The organism is uncultured Veillonella sp. (assembly GCF_934190855.1).
GTDB lineage: Bacteria > Bacillota > Negativicutes > Veillonellales > Veillonellaceae > Veillonella.
Map to the genome: position 1 here is coordinate 1 of NZ_CAKPTN010000028.1, position 15,227 is coordinate 15,227.

The 15,227-nt window shown below is 40.5% G+C and carries 19 protein-coding genes and 1 tRNA gene; 13 read left to right on the forward strand and 7 right to left on the reverse strand.

Annotation, left to right across the window (positions count from 1 at the left end):
- Nucleotides 1-334: 334 nt before the first annotated feature.
- The 3 genes from Q0F90_RS02970 to Q0F90_RS02980 are packed head-to-tail and all read left to right on the forward strand — an operon-like array spanning nucleotide 335 to nucleotide 1,667.
- Nucleotides 335-658 (forward strand): PadR family transcriptional regulator, encoded by a 324-nt coding sequence (locus Q0F90_RS02970; RefSeq protein ID WP_296003207.1) that lies wholly within the window; start codon nucleotides 335-337, stop codon nucleotides 656-658.
- Nucleotides 651-1,226: a DUF1700 domain-containing protein gene (locus Q0F90_RS02975; protein WP_296003209.1), complete on the forward strand. Its 576-nt coding sequence runs from the start codon at nucleotides 651-653 to the stop codon at nucleotides 1,224-1,226. Before Q0F90_RS02970 ends, Q0F90_RS02975 begins: the two co-directional genes overlap by 8 nt.
- A 9-nt stretch (nucleotides 1,227-1,235) precedes the next feature.
- The gene (locus Q0F90_RS02980) at nucleotides 1,236-1,667 is read left to right on the forward strand and encodes a transcriptional regulator (protein ID WP_296003211.1); all 432 of its coding nucleotides are present in this window, start codon (nucleotides 1,236-1,238) and stop codon (nucleotides 1,665-1,667) included.
- A 182-nt stretch (nucleotides 1,668-1,849) separates the two neighbouring features.
- Here the strand turns inward: Q0F90_RS02980 and pyrE are convergent, their stop codons facing one another.
- Entirely contained in the window at nucleotides 1,850-2,437 is a 588-nt protein-coding gene (gene pyrE, locus Q0F90_RS02985) for an orotate phosphoribosyltransferase (RefSeq protein ID WP_296003213.1), read from the reverse strand.
- Nucleotides 2,434-3,153: an orotidine-5'-phosphate decarboxylase gene (pyrF, locus tag Q0F90_RS02990; protein ID WP_296003215.1), complete on the reverse strand. Its 720-nt coding sequence runs from the start codon at nucleotides 3,151-3,153 to the stop codon at nucleotides 2,434-2,436. The genes pyrE and pyrF overlap by 4 nt, the downstream gene beginning before the upstream one ends.
- A gap of 188 nt (nucleotides 3,154-3,341) precedes the next feature.
- Between pyrF and Q0F90_RS02995 the strand changes: the two genes are divergently transcribed.
- Genes Q0F90_RS02995 through Q0F90_RS03010 form a run of 4 tightly spaced genes read left to right on the forward strand, consistent with a single transcriptional unit; the run spans nucleotide 3,342 to nucleotide 6,409 of the window.
- A complete protein-coding gene (locus tag Q0F90_RS02995) occupies nucleotides 3,342-3,971 on the forward strand; it encodes a 3'-5' exonuclease (RefSeq protein WP_296003216.1) in 630 nt (209 codons plus the stop codon).
- Nucleotides 3,972-3,985: 14 nt separating this feature from the next.
- Entirely contained in the window at nucleotides 3,986-4,648 is a 663-nt protein-coding gene (gene deoC, locus Q0F90_RS03000) for a deoxyribose-phosphate aldolase (RefSeq protein WP_296003219.1), read from the forward strand.
- Between the two features lie 53 nt (nucleotides 4,649-4,701).
- Nucleotides 4,702-6,003: a pyrimidine-nucleoside phosphorylase gene (locus tag Q0F90_RS03005; protein WP_296003220.1), complete on the forward strand. Its 1,302-nt coding sequence runs from the start codon at nucleotides 4,702-4,704 to the stop codon at nucleotides 6,001-6,003.
- 10 nt (nucleotides 6,004-6,013) lie between these two features.
- Complete coding sequence (locus Q0F90_RS03010; protein WP_296003222.1) at nucleotides 6,014-6,409, forward strand: cytidine deaminase; 396 nt, start codon at nucleotides 6,014-6,016, stop codon at nucleotides 6,407-6,409.
- A 122-nt stretch (nucleotides 6,410-6,531) separates the two neighbouring features.
- Here Q0F90_RS03010 and Q0F90_RS03015 read toward each other — a convergent pair whose 3' ends face one another.
- Together Q0F90_RS03015 and menA are read right to left on the reverse strand one after the other, a co-directional pair.
- Nucleotides 6,532-7,353, reverse strand: a complete 822-nt coding sequence (locus tag Q0F90_RS03015) for a MetQ/NlpA family ABC transporter substrate-binding protein (RefSeq protein ID WP_296003224.1) — start codon at nucleotides 7,351-7,353, stop codon at nucleotides 6,532-6,534.
- A 118-nt stretch (nucleotides 7,354-7,471) separates the two neighbouring features.
- Nucleotides 7,472-8,368 carry a 1,4-dihydroxy-2-naphthoate octaprenyltransferase gene (gene menA, locus Q0F90_RS03020; protein ID WP_296003226.1) on the reverse strand — a complete coding sequence of 299 codons (897 nt, stop codon included), beginning with the start codon at nucleotides 8,366-8,368 and terminating at the stop codon, nucleotides 7,472-7,474.
- Nucleotides 8,369-8,578: 210 nt separating this feature from the next.
- Here menA and Q0F90_RS03025 point away from each other — a divergent pair, with 210 nt between their 5' ends.
- The 4 genes from Q0F90_RS03025 (at nucleotide 8,579) to Q0F90_RS03040 (ending at nucleotide 12,053) form a co-directional block, all read left to right on the forward strand.
- Nucleotides 8,579-9,523 (forward strand): hypothetical protein, encoded by a 945-nt coding sequence (locus Q0F90_RS03025; RefSeq protein ID WP_296003228.1) that lies wholly within the window; start codon nucleotides 8,579-8,581, stop codon nucleotides 9,521-9,523.
- Nucleotide 9,524: 1 nt separating this feature from the next.
- Nucleotides 9,525-10,316 carry a hypothetical protein gene (locus Q0F90_RS03030; RefSeq protein WP_296003229.1) on the forward strand — a complete coding sequence of 264 codons (792 nt, stop codon included), beginning with the start codon at nucleotides 9,525-9,527 and terminating at the stop codon, nucleotides 10,314-10,316.
- A 116-nt stretch (nucleotides 10,317-10,432) separates the two neighbouring features.
- Nucleotides 10,433-10,804: a RidA family protein gene (locus Q0F90_RS03035; RefSeq protein WP_296003231.1), complete on the forward strand. Its 372-nt coding sequence runs from the start codon at nucleotides 10,433-10,435 to the stop codon at nucleotides 10,802-10,804.
- Between the two features lies 1 nt (nucleotide 10,805).
- Nucleotides 10,806-12,053, forward strand: coding sequence for a serine dehydratase subunit alpha family protein (locus tag Q0F90_RS03040; protein WP_367113398.1), 1,248 nt, complete (start codon nucleotides 10,806-10,808; stop codon nucleotides 12,051-12,053).
- A 53-nt stretch (nucleotides 12,054-12,106) separates the two neighbouring features.
- Here the strand turns inward: Q0F90_RS03040 and Q0F90_RS03045 are convergent, their stop codons facing one another.
- The 3 genes from Q0F90_RS03045 to tadA form a co-directional block, all read right to left on the reverse strand.
- The gene (locus Q0F90_RS03045; protein WP_296003235.1) at nucleotides 12,107-13,294 is read right to left on the reverse strand and encodes an MFS transporter; all 1,188 of its coding nucleotides are present in this window, start codon (nucleotides 13,292-13,294) and stop codon (nucleotides 12,107-12,109) included.
- Nucleotides 13,295-13,353: 59 nt separating this feature from the next.
- Nucleotides 13,354-13,444: transfer RNA gene (locus Q0F90_RS03050), tRNA-Ser, on the reverse strand.
- Nucleotides 13,398-13,943 (reverse strand): tRNA adenosine(34) deaminase TadA, encoded by a 546-nt coding sequence (gene tadA, locus Q0F90_RS03055; RefSeq protein WP_296003239.1) that lies wholly within the window; start codon nucleotides 13,941-13,943, stop codon nucleotides 13,398-13,400. Before tadA ends, Q0F90_RS03050 begins: the two co-directional genes overlap by 47 nt.
- An 83-nt stretch (nucleotides 13,944-14,026) precedes the next feature.
- Here tadA and Q0F90_RS03060 point away from each other — a divergent pair, with 83 nt between their 5' ends.
- Together Q0F90_RS03060 and Q0F90_RS03065 are read left to right on the forward strand one after the other, a co-directional pair.
- Nucleotides 14,027-14,653 (forward strand): trimeric intracellular cation channel family protein, encoded by a 627-nt coding sequence (locus tag Q0F90_RS03060; RefSeq protein WP_105098425.1) that lies wholly within the window; start codon nucleotides 14,027-14,029, stop codon nucleotides 14,651-14,653.
- Between the two features lie 143 nt (nucleotides 14,654-14,796).
- A partial coding sequence (locus Q0F90_RS03065) for a DUF4127 family protein (protein ID WP_296003238.1) occupies nucleotides 14,797-15,227 on the forward strand: 431 nt, incomplete at its 3' end.

Consider the following 15,227-nt stretch of genomic DNA (forward strand, 5'->3'; position numbering starts at 1 on the left):
GAAACCTGGTGATACAATTTTAGTATCTTATACTCATAATGGGAAAATGAAGAGCACACAAGTTAAATTAGGACAAGCCGCTTCTAAATAAGCAAATTCTATTTAGATTTGGTAAGATAGCTTTATAATTAGAAATGTATTTTTACATAACCGTATATTTACATAACAGAAACCCTCATCTTCGGATGAGGGTTTCTACTTTGTAAAACATATTTTTTTACAAGGTACCTTGCATTACGAGGTACCTTGTGTTATTATGTATTTGTCAGTACATGATAGTGACCGTAAGAGAGCTTTCACATTGGCAGGTAGGCACAGCCTAAAGGGAGGAACTATGCAAGTTCAATTGAAAAAAGGTGTTATGGATATGCTTGTGCTAGCATTATTAACACAAAGTGATCGCTATGGATATGAAATCGTAAGCACCATTTCAGAATATATTGAAATTTCGGAAGGAACTATATATCCATTATTTAATAGATTGAAGAAAGAAAAGTATGTTGAAACCTATTTGAAGGAGTCCTCCACAGGACCATCTCGAAAATATTATCATATCACGGCTGACGGTCGTGAGGCATACAAAAAGATGCGCCAAGAGTGGGATGAATTTTCTGGTGTCATCAATATCCTGTTGAGAGGAGTGGACTATAATGGATAAAAATAGCTTTTTGGAAGCACTGCGCAATATATTTAAAAAGGCGCGCGTTGCTGATGTAGAGAGTATTATAGAGGTTTATGAAGAACATTTTGCTGTAGGCTATGAAAAAGGTCTTACAGATAGTGAGATCATTAAATCCTTGGGAACTCCCGAGGAAATTTACGCATCCTATGTAGATGCTGGTATTATTACAGATACTTTTAGTCAAGATGGTGGTGAAAGCAAAGCTGTTAATATGCAAGAAATCTACGCTCGATTCGATGACTATAAAGAGCGTTTATTGCCACAGTTGCCAAGTATGGCTAAAAAAGCATCCAAAACATTACTATCCATTGGTAGTACTTTATCCTATATTGTAGCCGTTTTAATATTTATCATTACGCCAGCAATCTTGTATTTATTAGGTAGCTCTTGGCAACCTTTTGAAAATGTTACAGCGTTCCCAGTTTTATCTACTGTTACATTAGTTTTCCTTGGTGGGGTAGGTCTATTCAGTGGACTTGTATGTATCTTTGTTGGCATAGAACTTCGTGGTGTTCGTGAACGTTACTTTAGTAATGTAGATTAAGGAGGCCCTATGAGACGAATTATAATCACAGCAATTCTAACTGTAATTTGTGCTGTTGGGGCAGTTACATCTTTTGCAGTCAATGATCTACCTAACTTTGGTGAATGGATGAAAACCAATGAACAACAGTTTAGAAAACCACATAGACATAATGGTCCTAATATGTATATGGATCAACATATGATGGATGGAAATAATCAAATGAGGCCTCAAAATGGTATGGGGCCAAATAATGGTCAACATATGTACCAAAATTGTCAAAACCAAATGATGCCTCAAGATGGTATGGGACCAAATAACGGCCAGCATATGAACTCAAATGGTCAAATGCCTCCGCAAGGTCAAATGCCTATGCAAGGCCAACCACCGCAACAATCTAATGGTAATGCACCTCAACCTTCTACAGCATCAGGTGCACCACAGACTACTCAAAATCAATAATATTCTATTGGTTCTTTTCTCTCACAACACTTTTAGAGAGCGTGGTCATGAAAGTGCATTCATGGACACCATAGAGCCATACACTCTATGTGATACATTCGTATCAGAATCTCTCTCTTACACACAATAACTACACACAAGCAAAAAGAGCTCCTCGTTGAAGGAGCTCTTTTTGTGTTATTTTATTTGATATGTTTAGAACCGCGTTCTGTCATAGCTACGCCATCTTTACAAAGAGGGCAGTCTTCTTGTTTATATGTAGGAACTTCAAGGTTGAGCAAGGCTTGTACTTTTTCTTGAGGTACGCCAAATTCTGCTTTACCACCAGAACGGTTAACGAGTAGGCCTACACCAACGATTTCGCCGCCAGATTGGTTAACTACGTTAACTACTTCTTGTACGGAACCGCCAGTTGTTACGATATCTTCAACGATAAGTACGCGTGTGCCAGGTTCGATTTTGAAACCGCGACGTAAAGTCATAACGCCTTTTTCGCGTTCTGTAAAGATTGCACGTGTGCCAAGTGCTTTACCAACTTCGTGAGCTAGTAAGATACCACCAGTCATAGGTCCGATAACAAGCTCTACGTTTTGATCACGGAAGCGTTCAGCTAATTCTTTACAAAGTGTTTCTGTATATTTTGGATGTTGCAATACGTTGAATTTTTCAACGTACATTGGGCTGTGGAGACCAGATGTCAAAAGGAAGTGACCTTCTAAAATAGCTTGAGTGTCGATCAGTAATTGTTTTACTTCTTGTTCTGTCATCATTTGGATACCTTCTCCATTTCTTCAATAATTAAACGAACCGCTTCACGAGGGTTTTCTGCTTGTGTAATAGGGCGGCCGATAACGAGGCGAGATGCGCCATCTTGTAATGCACTAGCTGGTGTAGCAACACGTTTTTGGTCATCTGTTGTTGCAAAGGACGGACGAATACCAGGTGTTACGATGAGGAAATCATCGCCACATGCTTCGCGAATCATTTTAGCTTCTAACGCGGAACATACAACACCATCCATGCCGCAATCTTTAGCGAGTTTAGCAAGGCGAATTACTTGGTCGGAAATAGGTAGTTGACCACCGATAGCAGTCCAAGATTCATCATCGAAACTAGTTAGAGCTGTGATGGCTAATAATTTTGGTCGCTCAATGCCTAGTGTTTCACCGCTTTCACGAGCTGCCTCTACAGCGGCTTTCATCATGACAGGACCACCTTGACCATGTAAAGTAATCAAACTAGCGCCGAGACGTGTTAAGGAAGAAACGCCATGGGCTACGGTGTTTGGAATGTCGTGCAATTTCAAATCAAGAAATATTTGTTTGTTTTGCTCCTGTAAAAAACGAATTGTTTTTGCTCCTTCGGCGTAGAATAGTTCCATTCCGACCTTGTAAAAGCTAACCGAATCACCGAGGGATAATACGATTTCTTTCACAGCATCCATCGTGGATACGTCAAGGGCAACGATTAATCTGTCATCTGCCATGTTGCAACCTCCATACTACATATATATCTAAATAATTTTCACATACTGAGGGCCTATCTGTCAATTAAAATTGGTATGAAAGAGGTGATTATTGGTCACCTTTGAACAGTAGATTATAGTCTATTTCATGCTATAATAAGAAGAGTAAATGAATATAATTCTTATATATAGATTTTGAAAGGAGTCCTATGTTAGATTTCGTTGCATTAGACTTTGAAACAGCAAATAAATTTAAAAATAGTGCGTGCTCCTTGGCGGTTATTACCGTAAAGGATGGACAAATTACCAAAAAAGCGTATAGCCTCATCAAACCACCGTTTATGAGCTTTGATGATGAATGTATTGAAATTCACGGCATCCAACCTAAGGATGTTCTACATGAAAAGACCTTTGATCAGTTGTGGGATGCCATTTATGAAAATCATCTAAAAGGAAATATCATGGTGGCTCACAATGCGAAGTTCGATATGAACGTATTGCGTGCTACGTTAGATTATTATAAAATCCCTTGGCCAGAGCTAGATTATGCATGTACGGTGAAACTTTCACGTGCAGTATGGCCCGATTTAGTCAATCATAAGTTGAATACTATGGCAGCCTATATGGGAGTTGAATTTAAACATCACTATGCACTAGATGATGCGGAGACATGTGCAAAGGTTGTGTTGGAGGCTGCTAAGGTAAAAGGTGTTAATAGTTTGCCAGATTTGTTAAAGGTTACAGGTGTACCATTAGAACCATTTATTGATGAGAAAAATCGCTCTGCTCAAGAGGCTTTACATAAAGAGCCAGAACCAGAGCAAATGTCGTTCTTTTAGTGAGGAGAGGTACTATGTTAGGAAGAGAATTATTAGCTTATGTGGATCACACATTCTTGCGGCCAACCGCTACATGGGATGATATTAAAGAAGTTTGTGATGCTGGTGTTAAATATAAAACGGCATCTGTTTGTATTCCTCCGGATTTTGTGGCATCCGCTCATGAAGCGTATCCGAAACTTAACATATGTACCGTTATCGGGTTCCCTTTAGGCTATGAAACGACAGAGGTCAAGGTGGCTGAAACGAAACAAGCCATTGAAGAAGGGGCCTCTGAAATCGACATGGTAATCAATCTTGGCGATGTAAAGCAAGGTGATTTTGAAGCGGTAACGAATGAAATCGGAGCTCTCAAAGAGGCTTGTGGCGATAAAATCTTAAAGGTTATTATTGAAACTTGTTACCTCACTGATTCTGAAAAGGTAGCTCTCTGTAAATGTATCACCAATGGTGGGGCAGACTATATCAAAACCTCAACTGGCTTTGGTAGTGGTGGTGCTAGTCTTGAAGATATTCGACTCTTTAAACAGCACATAGGCCCTAATGTGCAAATTAAGGCCGCTGGTGGCATTCGATCCATTACTGATATGAAAGCCTATATTGCAGAAGGTTGCAGTCGTATTGGTGCCAGTGCAGCCGTAGAGTTATTAAAAGATCACTTAGACGAAGAAGTATAATAGAAAACCACCTAGGCAATGCTTAGGTGGTTTCTTAGAATGGCGGTGCAACTATGCGCATGTATGATATTATCCTGAAAAAGAGAGCTAATATACCCTTAACAGATGAGGAAATCCGCTTTGTTATCGATGGCTATGTAAAGGGGGATATCCCTGATTATCAAGTGAGTGCCCTGTTGATGACCATCGTATTTAATGGCATGAGTGCTCGAGAGCTAGGAACCTTAACTTTAGCTATGGCTCAATCTGGACATATGGTAGATTTGTCTAGTATTGATGGCATTACTGTAGATAAACATAGTACGGGTGGTGTAGGGGATAAGACGACGCTCATCATTGGACCTCTTGTAGCCGCTTGTGGAGGTAAGGTGGCTAAAATGTCTGGCCGTGGACTAGGTCATACAGGTGGTACTATCGACAAGATGGAATCCATACCCAATCTGAAAGTCTCTTTAGCACAAGATGATTTCATCAATCAAGTTAATAAAATAGGCCTTGCTGTTATCGGCCAGTCGGAAGGATTGGCTCCAGCTGACAAACAGCTTTACGCTTTGCGGGATGTAACGGGTACAGTAGATAGTATTCCTCTCATTGCATCCTCCGTAATGAGTAAGAAATTAGCATCTGGAGCACAGGCTATTCTCCTCGATGTTAAGGTTGGTAGTGGTGCCTTTATGAAAACCTTAGATGATGCACGGGCTCTTGCGAAGGCCATGGTAGATATTGGCAATGAAAATGGCCGCTCCGTTAAGGCAGTATTGACCGATATGGATCGACCGCTCGGTCATGCCATTGGCAATGCATTGGAGATTCGTGAGGTTATCGATACCTTGAAAGGTCATGGCCCGCAGGACTTAACCCATGAATGTCTTATCATGGCTGCACATATGCTCGTATTGAGCCATCTATACGATTATGAAACGGCTCTTAGTCGTGTACAAGAGTCACTTGACTCAGGTAAGGCTCTTGATCGTTTACGCCTCATGATTGAGGCCCAAGGTGGGGATATTCGAGTTATTGACGATGAAAGTTTGTTAGCTATTGGTAAATTCACCTATGATGTAATCGCCACTCAAGATGGGTATATTACACATATGAATACTGAGCAATGCGGCATTGCATCTGTTATGCTTGGTGCAGGACGTACCGTAAAAGATGGCCCTATCGATTACAGTGCAGGCATCGTGATGCATAAGAAAACAGGTGATTCTGTAATAGCCGGTGAAAGTATTGCCACCTTGTATGCTTCTGATGAAAACTTACTTGCTAATGCAGGTAAAACATATTTAGAGGCTATTACATTTGGTACAACAGCACCAACAGTAGTCGATACGATACTAGATATCGTGGAATAAGGAGCCGATTATGATAGAACAACATATTCTAAAGCTCATTGATCGTGCTGCTGTTGCCCGAGAAAAATCTTATAGTCCCTATTCCCATTTTGGTGTAGGTGCAGCCCTTCTCTGTGAAGATGGTACTATCTATGAAGGCTGTAATGTAGAAAATGCATCCTATGGCCTTACTAACTGTGCTGAGCGCACTGCTATTTTTAAGGCAGTATCAGAAGGTTATACAAAGTTTAAAGCCCTTGCGGTAGTAGCTGATACAGAAGGGCCTTGTTCACCTTGCGGCGCTTGTCGTCAGGTCATATCTGAATTTGAAATACCATACATCATTATGGCAAATCTAAAAGGAGAGTATACAGTAGTGGAGCTAGATGAACTATTACCTTTTAGGTTTGGAGCACATAGCATGTAGTTGTAAGTTAAGATTATAAGCTAAGACAACAAGCTAAGACTATAAGTTAAGACAATAAGCTAAGACTATAATTTAAGTCAATAAAAAAGAGACCACTTATGTGGTCTCTTTTGTTGTATACCTTAGAAAGCAGGAACAACTGCACCTTTGTATTTTTCTTCAATGAATTTTTTGATTTCAGGGCTGTGAAGTGCTTCCATCAATTTTTTAATCTTAGGATCGCTTTCATTGCCTTTAAGTACAGTTACGATATTTACGTAAGGGGAATCTTTAGATTCGATTGCCAACGCATCTTTACCAGGATTAAGATCTGCATTCAAAGCAAAGTTAGTATTGATTGCTGCTAAAGCTACATCGTCAAGAGAACGAGGTACTTGAGCTGCTTCTAATTCGACGAATTGGTATTCGTTAGGGTTATTAGCGATATCTTGAACTGTGGACAAGATGTTGCTGGAGTCTTTCAAAGTGATAAGACCTTGTTTTTGTAATAATAACAATGCACGACCGCCGTTTGTAGGGTCATTAGGGATAGCGATTTTAGCGCCTTTAGGAAGATCTTTCAAATCTTTGATTTGACGGGAATATAAGCCCATTGGCTCAAGGTGAACGCCACCAGCAGATACTAGGTTAAGTTTGTGAGCTTTTGCGAATTCATCCATGTAAGGTATATGTTGGAAGAAGTTAGCATCGATTTCTTTGTCGCCCAAAGCAAGGTTTGGTGTATTGTAATCAGTGAATTCAGTGATTTTCAACTCAATACCCTCTTTTGCTAAGATAGGTTTAACTTGTTCCAAGATTTCTGCGTGAGGTACTGCAGTAGCACCAATTTTAATAACTTGTTTGCCGTCGCTAGCAGCTTGTTTGTTGTTGTCGTTACCGCAACCTGCGATTAATAAAGCACCGCCGAGGATTACAGTAGCCGCTAATGCTAAAAATTTTCTCATTAGACACACTCCTTTTACAATCATTGCATATAAAATATTAAATCTATAGTACTAAATTATTCCCTATCTATCAAGAAGGATTTAGTATAGGTTCTCCATAACTAAAAGCTATGGAGGATTATTTCCCTATGATGAGTCCGATGGACCACATGAGTTGGTAAATCATAGCGGCTCCAGCTGTGGTCCCCATAGCTTTGTCTAGTTGGAATTCATCCGTTTTAGTACTTAAGGTATGGACTGTTTTAAAAGCTAGTGGTATAGCGAGGAATGCCAACAATGAAAAATATGTCATATGGCCTACGATGATCCACGCCACAATCCAAATAAAATTAAAGATGTACATAATGCTCATCAAGCTGAGAGCTCGTTCACGACCAAGTACGATTGGTAATGTACGACGGCCGTGGCTTTCATCATTGCGAATATCTCGAATATTATTGGTAAGCATGATGGAGCCAACCAGTAATGTGGATGGAATAGCAGGGATTAACAGTGCTAAAGACAATTCACGAGTCCAAGCATATCCCGTAATAAGTACGATAGCAAGGCCCATGGCGATGCCAGAAGAAATTTCACCAAAGGGTGTACGAGAAATCGGTTTTGGACCACCGGAGTAGAGGAAGCTAATCAGAATACATACGAAGCCAGCTGGTACGTAATACCAAGTGATGGTTGAGGATAAATAGGCACCGATGATGATTGGCACTACCATGAGTATTTTGATCATGGTAACGATGAGCTCAGGTGTAATGGCACCGCGAGTAATGGAGCCAGCGTTACCGACCTTTTGTCCTGCATCGAGACCAGATTTGAAATCTTTATATTCGTTCCATAAATTGGCTACGATTTGAGCCGTTACAACAGCTAAGAAAATAAGAACAGTATGGAAGATAGCAAGGCCTGTACCACGAGCTGCACCAAATGCATAATAACTAAAAGCGGCACCTAAAATCGTAGGCCCTAAAGCAGCTGCTAATGTGCGCGGTCTTGTGAGAGGAATTAATTCTTGTATCATAATAAAAGCACACCTAGTGTGCACTCCTTTCTATTTCTCATGGATGTATCATGTTCACATGTCTATTTATGTATTGTATAGCAGAAAGGAAAGGTTGTAAATTATACTATATAATTGTAAATGTCGATATAGTATAATAATAAGTATATGCAGTATAGATTATTATTTTAGTCTGTACGAATATTGTATTGTTAAAAAGTGAGGTGTCTTATGAGAGCTCTCAATAAAAAAGTTATCACATTGGCTTGTGCTACATGTTTAACAGTTGGCATGGGTGCAGTGGCATGTGCAGATACGGTAGATTTAGGCTATGGTATGTATGGCAGTACGTCCCCTACGGTGAAAGCTGTAGAGGTTATGCATGTTCCTACAGATGCTAAGCTACGTAATAATGAGCAAAACCAAATGCTTTTCGCAGCAAATAAAGAATCCCTTAGTTCCATTAATACTGTATTGAAAATGCATTATTCTGTGCCTTTTGAGCCTGTTAAGGGTGATGTTTTAGATGGTTTTTCTTATTATCAATTACAAGGTACAAATGAGCAAGGTCACCATACAGGCTATTTGTTAGTTGTTGATTATCCCAAAAACGCTATCGATCAAGCGATTAAAATTGATAAGACAGTATTAGAAAAAGGATCTGACGCTGATAAGGCTAAATTAAAGAACTCCGTTTCTAAACATGTTGATGCGTATTCTAAAGAAACCGCACAACAACGATTAGCAAGTTTGCCTGGTGATACTGTAGACGGTGCGAAATTAGCTAAAGCGGTTAAAGCTATTAATGATAGTATTCCAAGTCATATAAATGATACATTTGATAAATTACTAGCTACTGATAAGAAAACATCAGCTAGAGATAAGGAAGCAATTTCTACATTTACTGGCTTTATGGCGAAACAATTGAGCGTAGATGCAACTCATGTAGCTTATCAACCTGTTCAAACTCGTTATGGTACTGCTGTAACAGGTGATGTACGCGGTGCAGTAGGCTTTGATGGCTTTAGAAATAGCTTTGCTTTGATTGGTTACGCAATTCCTGCTGATAAGGGGTTATCCTTACAATTCTTATACTCTGATGATTCTAGCTATGATTATTGGACTAATGAGTTGAAGCATATGTATCAAACACAATCTCTTAAGGGAGGTAAATAATATGAAATCTTTGAAAGTATTAGCTTGTGCTGCCTGCCTTTTAGGAACTGTATCCGGTGTAGGTTTAGCTAAGGATGTACAAACTATTGGGGGCGCTATGGTAGTGCCTAATAATGTTAATGTTGTTTCTGCTTCCAAAGCAAATACTCCTAGCTTTGTAACATCTTTTATTACAAATCAAGAAAAAGTAGATCCGTCTAGTGCAAATCCTGTAAATGCACAAATTAAAGAATTTATAAAGAACTTAGGAACTAATTTTGATATCTACCAATTACAAGGTGCAGATAAAACTGGTCAAAAAGATGCGTTTTTAGTGGCCGTAGATGTAAAAGCGGTAGCACAACAATTTGCTGGTAAAGAGGCTAATGATCCTATGTTTATAGCTGCTATGGCGGCTCTTGATAAAGGTCAAGTCGATCCTGTAACTGAACAACTTATATTAGGGACTATTAATAAGCAAATTCCAACTACTACTACTGTAGTTCCTTTAAATGGGCCAATCCATGTACCAAGTCGCAACCCAGAAAAGGGAACTATTATGCCTAAGGTACTTAAAACTATTACAGTAGAAGATGCGCAACAAGTTCATCCTGTAGCAGGTACAAAATATCAAACATATGCAGCAAGTTCTCGCATGTTATATTCTGATGGAACTGTACAAACTCCACTCTATGCAAATGCTGCATTTGTGTTGAAGCCAGGTAAACCGGTGTTTTATGTTGGGTTAACAACTGACGTACAACGTGATTATTTCAAACCGATATTTGACAACGCATTCAAATCTGTTAAATAATTTATTATATACGTACTTTTACAGAGTGCGTCATATATAGCGAGCCCCAAAGGTGAGTCTCGCCCTAGAAAATAGTTATATTTATTTTTAATTATATTTATTAAAGGAGAATTATCATGAAAACACTTTTCACAGACAAAGCACCAGCAGCAGTAGGTCCTTATTCTCAAGCCAAAGTAGTAAACGGTTTATTATTTGCTTCTGGTCAAATTCCACTCGATCCTGCAACTGGTTCCATTGTTGCAGGTGGTATCGTAGAGCAAACTGAACAAGTATGCAAAAACATTGATGCTGTATTGGCTGAAGCTGGTTCTGACTTCTCCGAAGTTATTAAAACAACTTGTTTCTTGGCTGATATCGCTGACTTCAAAGCATTCAACGAAGTGTATGCTAAATATTTCACTTCTAAACCAGCTCGCTCTTGCGTAGCAGTAAAAGATCTTCCATTGGGTGCTTTAGTAGAAGTGGAAATTATTGCGGAAGTATAAGATGGATTATATTTCCTTGCTACAGTCAGAGATGCGTCCTGCCTTCGGTTGCACAGAGCCAATTGCATTGGCTTATGCGGCTGCGAAGGCAGTCTCTGTTTTAGATGAGTTTCCTAACCATATTCACGCACGATGCAGCGCGAATATTATTAAGAACGTCAAATCTGTAGTAATCCCTAACTCTGGTGGTCGTAAAGGTCTTACGGCCGCCACCACTTTGGGGGCCATTGTAGGTCACCCAGAGCGGGAGTTAGAGGTATTGGAATCTGCTACAGACGAAGATCGTAAATGGCTTGGCACGTTGCTTGATGCCAACTTCTGTACCGTTTCACTCGCTGAAGGTGTAGATAATCTATATATTGAGATTACCGCTGAAACAGATGAACATACGGCTGTAGTTCGTATTGAAAATGACCATACGAATGTAACCTATGTTGCTGTAGATGGCGAGATTATTTCTGAAACGGTTAACGAAATTAAAAAAGCAGCGAACACTGAATATGCTATGACTTTTGATAGCATTTATGAATTTTCTAAAACAGCTGATATTACAGATATCCTTCCTCAAATTAAACAACAAGTAGAGTATAATACTGCAATTTCCAAGGAAGGTTTATCTAATGATTACGGTGCTAACATTGGTCAATTATTATTGTTAGATGATGAAAATCCATCTCTTGAAACAAAATGTAAAGCTCGTGCAGCGGCTGGCTCTGATGCGCGTATGAGCGGGTGTCCCTTGCCTGTAGTTATCTGCTCTGGCTCTGGTAACCAAGGTTTAACCGTATCTGTACCAATCATTACGACTGCCGAGGAACTTGGTAAAAGTGATGATGAACTTTATCGAGCGCTCGTCTTTGCTAACTTGTTAACACTTTACGTTAAATCTGGCATTGGTAAATTATCCGCATACTGCGGCGTTGTATCTGCTGGTGTTGTAAGTGTGGCAGGCATTGCCTTCTTGAAAGGTGATAGCAAGGATATCATCGAGAATACCCTTGTAAATGGTCTTGCAAGCTTATCTGGTATCGTATGTGATGGAGCAAAACCATCCTGCGCAGGTAAAATTGCGATCTCTCTTGATGGCGCCTTTATGGGATATAAACAAGCACGCCTTAACAAGAACTATCAAAAAGGCGATGGTCTTGTAGCATACTCCGTTGACGAAACCATCCGCAGTATCGGTACTGTGGCCCAAGGTATGAAAGAAACGGACGTAGTTATCTTGAATGAAATGCTAAAACATTAATTTAGCTAACTATATAAGCCCCCTTCTGTGAAGGGGGCTTTTCTCTGTTGTAATTATTGTAATTTTTTAGGATCTTTAAGTATCAACGATGCCCCGAGGCCCATTACGAGGAATGGCACGAGTGTCATCATTGCAACTGGGAGGGAGTAGGTGTCTGCTAGGTTACCTACCACAGGGGCGATAACACCGCCGATAGTTTGGCTCACGCCAAGAGTAATACCCGATGCAAAGCCGATGCTTTTAGCTAGATATGTTTGGCCGAGTACGATAACAGGGCTATAGCTAATCGCTTTGGCAGCGCCAATCATGAGTAGTAACAAGTAAGCTACAGGCATCATGATGAGTGGAGAGAAGGTTGGCACTTCTGTTAATAGGAACATAGCTGGTAACCAAACTAATAAGGATAGTCTAATAATCTTAATAGGACCATATTTGTCGCCTAATAGGCCGCCGATGTATGTCATGAAGATACCGATACTAAAGAATACGGTTAAGGCAAAGCTGCCTTGTTCTGGGCTTGTACCGAGTTCGCGAGTCCAGAAGATCGGAATAAATGCGTTGATAACGCGGAAGTTGACCGATTGGCTCAAGATGATAATGAACAAAATGCCAAAGTATTTCCAGTAGTTTTTCAGCGGTTTTGCTGCCACTGTTGGATTTTCGGTAGCGACTGCTTGGTCGATAGTACGTGCATGAGCTACGATACGAGGCATGAGGACGAATAATATAGTAAATATAATAATACCTACTACGGTGAAAGCAGCCAACCCATGAGGTCCTACTGTATAGGCGATGGCGCCTGCAAATAGCGGGCCAAATGCAAAGCCTGAACTACCGCCGATGGCAAAGGTTCCCATAGCTTTACCTTTTTTGCCACCGCCGAGACGGTTCATAATCTTGGCACCTTCTGGATGGAAGATAGAAGAGCCTACACCTGCTAAGGTAGCACAAATAAGTAAGCTTTCATAAGAGGTTACAAAGCCCATCATCCCTGTGCTACACGCAGAGAGTAGAACGCCAAAGGCAATGAGCCGTGGCTGATTGATCTTATCTGAAATGTAGCCTAGTAATGGTTGTAACAATGAAGATAATGCTGTATTGGCTAAGATAAGAAAGCCTGCTTGTTCTAAGCTGAGCCCATACGTATAAATGAACAGCGGTAAGAGGGCAGGCAACACACTTTGACAGGAGTCATTAATCATGTGACTCACTGTGATGAGATACGGGTAATATTTTTTCATAGTAGTGGCCCCTTTACAAAAAAAGCGCTAACAATAGTTAGCGCTTTAAACATTCTAGTTGGCAGAGGAGGAGGGATTTGAACCCTCGCGCCGGTTGCCCGACCTACCGCATTTCGAGTGCGGACCCTTCAGCCTCTTGGGTACTCCTCCGTGCTTTACGGCGCTCCTTAAAGAAGTCTTTCATGATTTGGCTACATTCATCACCTAGCACACCAGATGTCAGTTCTGGTTCGTGATTTAAACCGGGGTGAGAGAGCACATTGAATAGCGATTCTACGGCGCCTCCTTTGTAATCACTAGCACCATATACAACACGGTCAATACGACTGTTGATAATAGCTCCAGCGCACATCGGACACGGCTCTATCGTAACATACAGGGTACAACCAGTCAACCGCCAGCGCTTGAGAACATCGCATGCTTCGCGGATTACGAGGACCTCGGCATGAGCCGTTGCATCGTGATCTAACTCACGACGATTATGGTGGCGTGATACGATGATATTATCTTTTACTAGAATGGCGCCAATGGGAATCTCCCCAAGGCCATAAGCCTTGCGTGCTTCCTCCATGGCGAAGGCCATGAAATACTCATCTCGAGTGCGCTCATCCATGTTTTCTATCTCTATCGGTGTAATGTCTTTTGTCATTCTCATACCTCTTAATGTATAATATCTTACATAAAGTCTATCATAGTGTACGCAGTAATGCGAATAGATTGTGTGAGGGTATTATGGATATTATTTGGTATATGTTTGATATGATTGGCACCATTGCCTTTGCTATTTCTGGCGCGCTCGTTGGGGTAGCACGAAAAATGGATATATTTGGTATGGCTGTATTGGCATTGGCTACGGCCATTGGCGGTGGTATTGTGCGTGATATTCTGCTCGGATATTTTCCACCTAACTCATTGCGCAATGTTGTATATGTGACGGTGGTTATTTCTGTTACCATTATCGTGTTTATTATGTATAATAGCCGCTACCGTAAACATGCGATGGGGCCGCGTAGTCGAGCAGGATATTTGTTAGCTGATGCATTAGGTTTGGCATCCTTTACAGTAACCGGTGCCTCTGCTGGATTTAAACTCTATCCTGAGTTGCCGATTTTCATTGTATTACTAGGGACAATTACTGCCGTTGGGGGCGGCATTATCCGGGATATGTTGGCGCAACGGATTCCGTCTGTTCTGAAAGAAGATGTGTACGCACTTCCAAGTATCATTGGCGGTATCGTTTACTATTTAATGGTTATTTCTAGTTGGGCTGGAGAGGCCGTATATGGTGCTTTCACCGTCGTATTAGTAATTCGGTTACTAGCCATCAAATATAACTGGAGTTTGCCAAAGGTGCGATAATTCCTCAATGTTTGCGAATTATTGCTCAAATGATATAATTAATCTATTGAGCATTTCATAAAAGTGTCAGAAAAAGAGAGTATTATATAACAGTTAATTTTGCGAGTCGGGAGTACTCGCGTACACAGAAGGAGATTTGATTCATGACGAATAAATGGTTGAAAGTAGCGTTAATGGCAACAGCTATTGCTACCGGTACATCCATCAATATTGATGCGGAAACCGTATTATATGTCCCTCAAGATGATCGCCCTGTAAGCTTGCAATATACAGTTGATACAGCGCGTGAAGCGGGAATGACTGTGTTGACACCACCTCAAAATTTGATTTCTGGTAAGACATACCAAGGTCAAGCAGACCAAATCATGGCTTGGGTTGAACAAAATGCAGGCCGTGCAGATGTTATGGTATTGAGCACAGATACACTTATTTATGGTGGTCTTGTAGACTCTCGTAAACATAATATTCCACTTACAACTTTAGAAAGCCGTTTAAAACGTATTGAAGGCTTAAAAGCACGTCATAAAAATGTACGTATTTATGGCTTTGGTACAGTAATGCGTTCTCCACGTGC

Excerpts from the sequence above, each read along its gene's own strand:
- Q0F90_RS02970 (WP_296003207.1), top strand. The coding sequence starts at position 335 with ATGCAAGTTCAATTGAAAAAAGGTGTTATGGATATGCTTGTGCTAGCA.
- Q0F90_RS02975 (WP_296003209.1), top strand. The coding sequence starts at position 651 with ATGGATAAAAATAGCTTTTTGGAAGCACTGCGCAATATATTTAAAAAG.
- Q0F90_RS02980 (WP_296003211.1), top strand. The coding sequence starts at position 1,236 with ATGAGACGAATTATAATCACAGCAATTCTAACTGTAATTTGTGCTGTT.
- pyrE (WP_296003213.1), bottom strand. The coding sequence starts at position 2,437 with ATGATGACAGAACAAGAAGTAAAACAATTACTGATCGACACTCAAGCT.
- pyrF (WP_296003215.1), bottom strand. The coding sequence starts at position 3,153 with ATGGCAGATGACAGATTAATCGTTGCCCTTGACGTATCCACGATGGAT.
- Q0F90_RS02995 (WP_296003216.1), top strand. The coding sequence starts at position 3,342 with ATGTTAGATTTCGTTGCATTAGACTTTGAAACAGCAAATAAATTTAAA.
- deoC (WP_296003219.1), top strand. The coding sequence starts at position 3,986 with ATGTTAGGAAGAGAATTATTAGCTTATGTGGATCACACATTCTTGCGG.
- Q0F90_RS03005 (WP_296003220.1), top strand. The coding sequence starts at position 4,702 with ATGCGCATGTATGATATTATCCTGAAAAAGAGAGCTAATATACCCTTA.
- Q0F90_RS03010 (WP_296003222.1), top strand. The coding sequence starts at position 6,014 with ATGATAGAACAACATATTCTAAAGCTCATTGATCGTGCTGCTGTTGCC.
- Q0F90_RS03015 (WP_296003224.1), bottom strand. The coding sequence starts at position 7,353 with ATGAGAAAATTTTTAGCATTAGCGGCTACTGTAATCCTCGGCGGTGCT.
- menA (WP_296003226.1), bottom strand. The coding sequence starts at position 8,368 with ATGATACAAGAATTAATTCCTCTCACAAGACCGCGCACATTAGCAGCT.
- Q0F90_RS03025 (WP_296003228.1), top strand. The coding sequence starts at position 8,579 with ATGAGAGCTCTCAATAAAAAAGTTATCACATTGGCTTGTGCTACATGT.
- Q0F90_RS03030 (WP_296003229.1), top strand. The coding sequence starts at position 9,525 with ATGAAATCTTTGAAAGTATTAGCTTGTGCTGCCTGCCTTTTAGGAACT.
- Q0F90_RS03035 (WP_296003231.1), top strand. The coding sequence starts at position 10,433 with ATGAAAACACTTTTCACAGACAAAGCACCAGCAGCAGTAGGTCCTTAT.
- Q0F90_RS03040 (WP_367113398.1), top strand. The coding sequence starts at position 10,806 with ATGGATTATATTTCCTTGCTACAGTCAGAGATGCGTCCTGCCTTCGGT.
- Q0F90_RS03045 (WP_296003235.1), bottom strand. The coding sequence starts at position 13,294 with ATGAAAAAATATTACCCGTATCTCATCACAGTGAGTCACATGATTAAT.
- tadA (WP_296003239.1), bottom strand. The coding sequence starts at position 13,943 with ATGACAAAAGACATTACACCGATAGAGATAGAAAACATGGATGAGCGC.
- Q0F90_RS03060 (WP_105098425.1), top strand. The coding sequence starts at position 14,027 with ATGGATATTATTTGGTATATGTTTGATATGATTGGCACCATTGCCTTT.